The sequence below is a fragment of the Mycobacterium sp. genome (genome assembly GCF_049802695.1).
GTDB lineage: Bacteria > Actinomycetota > Actinomycetes > Mycobacteriales > Mycobacteriaceae > Mycobacterium.
In genome coordinates this window covers 1-4798 of sequence record NZ_JBARMY010000156.1, presented here as the reverse complement: position 1 = coordinate 4798, position 4798 = coordinate 1, and the positions used below count along the sequence as shown (strand labels likewise).

Below are 4798 nucleotides of genomic sequence, written 5' to 3'. Positions count from 1 at the left end.
CCACTGCGCCGAACGCGCAGCGCCAGAGCCCGAATTGCGCGAACACCCCACCGATGGCCGGCCCGGCCACCGTCGCGACGCCCCACATCGCGGCGACCAGCGCCGACGCCCGCGTCCAGAGCGACCGCGGCAGTGCGGTGTTGATGATCGCGTAGCTCAAACCCGTCAACAGACCACCCGCCGCGCCCTGCAGTGTGCGCCCCATCAGCAGCGTCTCCATGCTGGGAGCCATCGCGCAAACCAGGCTGCCGAACCCGAACACCGCCACTCCCAGCAGGTAGGACGACCGGGCGCCGATGCGTAGCAGCGCCGGTTTCACCGTGACCGCCGCCACCACCGACCCGACCAGATAGAGCGTCGTCACCCAGGCATACAGCCGCTCGCCACCGATATCGGCGACGGTGCTGGGCAACAGGCTGACTGTGATGAATTCATTGGTGGCGTAGAGCGCTACCCCGCCGGCCAACAGCGTCGAAGTACCCAGGAACTCGCGACCCAGCAGGTCGCGCCAACCCTCGGGGGGCGCCTCGATGGTGTTTGTCACGGAATTCACGTCTATCACGATCCGGGGTCGTCGGGTTAACGGGGCCGATGCTGCACAGGGCCGAGTGGCCGGGGAAGCGTCACTTCAAACCGGCAGCGTCCATCCCGCGCAGCTCCTTCTTCAAGTCGGCGATCTCGTCGCGGAACCGCGCCGCCAGCTCGAACTGAAGATCTCGCGCTGCGGCCATCATCTGCGCGGTGAGGTCCTTGATGAGGTCGGCGAGTTCGGCGCGCGGCATGTGGGCGGTGTCGCGGCCCTCGAACACTCCAGCGCTGACCGCCCGGCCCGGTTCACCCTGGGCACGCCGGCCGCGCGATGAGTTGCGACCCGACCCGCCAACCTGAACAGCCCCGGTGGCATCGGTATCCGCGGCTTCGCGGTAGACCACGTCGAGGATGTCTGCGATCTTCTTGCGCAGCGGCTGCGGATCGATGCCGTGGGCCTCGTTGTAGGCGACCTGCTTGGCGCGGCGCCGCTCGGTCTCGTCGATGGCCTCTTTCATCGAGTCGGTGATGGTATCGGCGTACATGTGAACTTCACCGGAGACGTTGCGGGCGGCCCGGCCGATCGTCTGGATCAGGCTGCGCGAGGAGCGCAGGAAGCCTTCCTTGTCGGCGTCGAGAATCGAAACCAGCGACACCTCCGGTAAGTCCAGCCCTTCCCGCAACAGGTTGATGCCCACCAGCACGTCGTACTCGCCGAGCCGCAGCTGGCGCAGCAGCTCCACCCGGCGCAGCGTGTCGACCTCGGAGTGCAGGTAACGCACCCGGATGCCCATCTCGAGCAGGTAGTCGGTGAGGTCTTCGGCCATCTTCTTGGTCAGCGTGGTCACCAGCACCCGCTGATCGGCCTCGGTGCGTTTGCGGATCTCCCCAATCAGGTCGTCGATCTGGCCCTTGGTCGGCTTGACCACGACTTTCGGGTCGACCAGGCCTGTCGGCCGGATCACCTGCTCGACGAACTCCCCACCGGACTGGCTCAGCTCGTAGGGGCCCGGGGTGGCCGACAGGTACACCGTCTGGCCGATCCGGTTGGCGAACTCCTCCCAGGTCAATGGGCGGTTGTCACACGCTGACGGCAGCCGGAACCCGAACTCGACCAGGTTGCGCTTGCGGGACATGTCGCCTTCGTACATGCCGCCGATCTGCGGCACCGTGACGTGCGACTCGTCGATGACGAGCAGGAAATCCTCCGGAAAGTAGTCGAGTAGGGTCGCCGGCGGTGATCCCGGCCCCCGGCCGTCGATGTGCCGGGAGTAGTTCTCGATGCCAGAGCAGAACCCCACCTGGCGCATCATCTCGATGTCGTAGTTCGTCCGCATCCGCAGTCGCTGCGCTTCCAGCAGCTTGCCCTGTCGCTCGAATTCGGCGAGCCGCTCGGCGAGTTCCTGCTCGATGGTGGAGATGGCCTGAGCCATCCGCTCCGGGCCGGCCACATAGTGGGTAGCGGGGAAGATCCGCAGCGTCTCGACCTTGCGGATCACGTCACCGGTCAGCGGATGCAGGTAGTAGAGCGCCTCGATGTCGTCGCCGAAGAACTCGATGCGAACGGCCAGTTCCTCGTAGGACGGGATGATCTCGACCGTGTCGCCGCGCACTCTGAACGAGCCGCGGGTGAAGGACAGGTCGTTGCGGGTGTACTGCACGTCGACCAGGAGCCGCAGCAGCGCGTCGCGGGGCACCTCGATGCCGACCTGCAGTTCCACCGAGCGATCCAGGTACGACTGCGGTGTGCCGAGGCCATAGATACACGACACCGACGCGACCACCACCACGTCGCGCCGCGACAGCAGCGACGATGTCGCGGAGTGCCGCAACCGCTCGACGTCGTCGTTGATCGAGCTGTCTTTCTCGATGTAGGTGTCGGTCTGCGCGATATAGGCTTCCGGCTGGTAGTAGTCGTAGTACGACACGAAGTACTCGACCGCGTTGTGCGGCAACATCTCTCGCAGCTCGTTGGCCAGCTGGGCGGCCAGTGTCTTGTTCGGCGCCATGACCAGGGTGGGCCGTTGCAGCCGCTCGATGAGCCAAGCGGTGGTGGCCGATTTGCCGGTGCCGGTGGCACCGAGCAGCACGACGTCCCGCTCACCCGCGAGGACCCGGCGCTCCAGCTCGTCGATGGCGGCCGGCTGGTCGCCCGCGGGATTGTGCGGGCTGACCACCTCGAAACGGCCACCGGCGCGCACCACCTCGTCGACGGCGCGGTATTCCGAGTGCGCGAGCACCGGATGTTCGGTAGCGAAAGCCATGCGTCTAGGTTAATCCCGGCCACCGACAACGCCGTCCCGGCGACGATGCGGGCCGGCACCGCCCGAGAAGGAGCCGGACCAGAGGCCGTCCGGGCGACGATGCGGGCCGGCACGGCCCGAGAAGGAGCCGGACCAGAGGCGACGTCGCTCAGGCGTGCTGTCGGGTCCACACCTTGGTGGCCGGGTCACACTGGATCAGGTAACCATCGTCGGATTTCGACATAGCGAACACCGGGGTCTCCGGCTCGTCGCAGGAGGTCCCGGCCGGGTGGACGCCGGTCGTCAGCGGGGCCTTGTCCCAGGTGTTGTCTTCGCAGACGACCGGCTCGTTGGCGCTGGAGTCGTAGGCGAGCTTGTCGACGTCATTGCAGGCTCCGCCGAGCATCGCGGGCGACGAACCCGGCCCGGGCGCACCCGGGACGGCGGCGACCGTCGTCGGGTCGGCCACCGCCACGTTCGGCGGCACATCCCCTACCCTGGTCGCCACGGCGGGAATCCGCAGCGAAGCGCCCTGCGCGCCGCAGGCGCTGCTCTTCACCGTTTGGATCTGCACGCCCCGCAGCGTGCCGTCCGCCTGTGGCGTCAACGACCAGACCACCATCTCGTCCTGGCTGGCCGTCACCGTCCGGTTCTGGCGGCACTCCACCTGCACCTCCCTGGGCGCACTCTGCCAGTGTCCGTTGACGTAGGTCAGCACGCTGGTGTTACCGCTGCCGGTGGTCTTCGCGATCTGGTGGTTGACCGTGTCCAGCTTGGTCCCGGTGGCGGAGCATCCGGTTGAGGTGCACGACGAATGAAACGCCCACCAACTGCTCGGGGCGCCGTCGTTCCCGATAACACCGTTCGACGTCTGCTTGGCCCGGTCGTAGTCGAACCGGTAGATCCCGTCGAGCACCGCCTGCGGAGCAGCTCCTCCGGAGCTGCCGGCACGCTGATCGGCCGACGTCGCGTGCAGCTGCGGCGGTGGCGTCTGTTGCGCGGCAGACGGTCCCGGCCAGAAGAACCAGGAAGTCGCCCAGGTGATCGCCAGGGCGATGAGCATGGTGGCGACGACCGCGGTCGCGACCTTGGCCCGCAGAGTCCAGCCGCGAATCGTCTCCCAGGACAACCCCTTTGCGACCGACGGCATGGCCGCGACCAGCACGGGCTTGCTGCGGCGCCGGCTCTTCGAGACGCCAGCGAGGCAGTCGCTGAACGCGGTGGCGAAGTCGCGGCAGCAGTCGAATCTTTCGTCGGGCTCTTTGGCCAGCGCCTTGCGCAGCACGTCGTCGAGGTGTGCCAGCTCCGGCCGGTGATCGCTGAGCCGCGGCGGCGGGCAGTTGAGGTGCATGCTGATGGCCTCGACCGGGTTGGCGTGCGGAAACGGCGTCGCCCCGGTGAGCAGATGGAATGCACTGGCCGCCAAGGCATATTGGTCGGCCCGCCCGTCCATCTTCTGACCCAGCAGTTGCTCGGGTGCGGCGTAGGCGACGGTTCCCACCGCCACGTTGGTGGCCGTGATGCCGCTGACGTCTGCGAGTTGGCGGGCTACCCCGAAGTCGGCGAGCAGGATTCGCCGCTCCCCCGCTTCTGGATGGGTCAGCAGAATGTTGGCCGGTTTGACGTCGCGGTGCAGCAGCCCGCGATGGTGCGCGTAGTCGAGCGCGCTCGCGACGGCGGTGACGATGGCGCAGACGTCCTCGACGGACATGCCTTTGCGGTAGCGCTCTTTGACGACATGGGCCGCGTCGGTGCCTTCGACGTAGTCCATCGCGATCCACAGCTGGCCATGGAACTCGCCGCGGTCGTGCACCGCGACGATGTGCGGATGCCACAACGTGGCCGCCAGGTCGGCTTCCCGGTTGAATCTCTCCCGGAATTCGCCGTCGGCGGTCATGTCTCTGGTCAGAACTTTGAGCGCGTCGCGACGCGGCAACCGGGGATGCTTGGCGAGATAGACGTCGGCCATCCCGCCCGAGCCCAGTGGCCGCAGCACGGTGTAGCCGGCGAAGGCTGTGCGGTTGGCG

At 67.3% G+C, this 4798-nt stretch carries 3 protein-coding genes; all 3 read right to left on the bottom strand.

Going from position 1 to position 4798, the window contains the following annotated elements:
• Window positions 1-532: MFS transporter (locus WA317_RS06485; protein WP_425172253.1), on the bottom strand; the 532-nt coding region annotated here is incomplete at its 3' end.
• A gap of 91 nt (window positions 533-623) precedes the next feature.
• Window positions 624-2792, bottom strand: a complete 2169-nt coding sequence (gene uvrB, locus WA317_RS06480; RefSeq protein WP_425172252.1) for an excinuclease ABC subunit UvrB — start codon at window positions 2790-2792, stop codon at window positions 624-626.
• 148 nt (window positions 2793-2940) lie between these two features.
• Window positions 2941-4798, bottom strand: a 1858-nt coding sequence (locus tag WA317_RS06475) for a serine/threonine-protein kinase (protein WP_425172251.1), incomplete at its 5' end; no start/stop codon positions are given.

What these genes read in the sequence shown, in the direction of transcription:
- uvrB (WP_425172252.1), bottom strand. Translation starts at nt 2,792, where the DNA reads ATGGCTTTCGCTACCGAACATCCGGTGCTCGCGCACTCGGAATACCGC.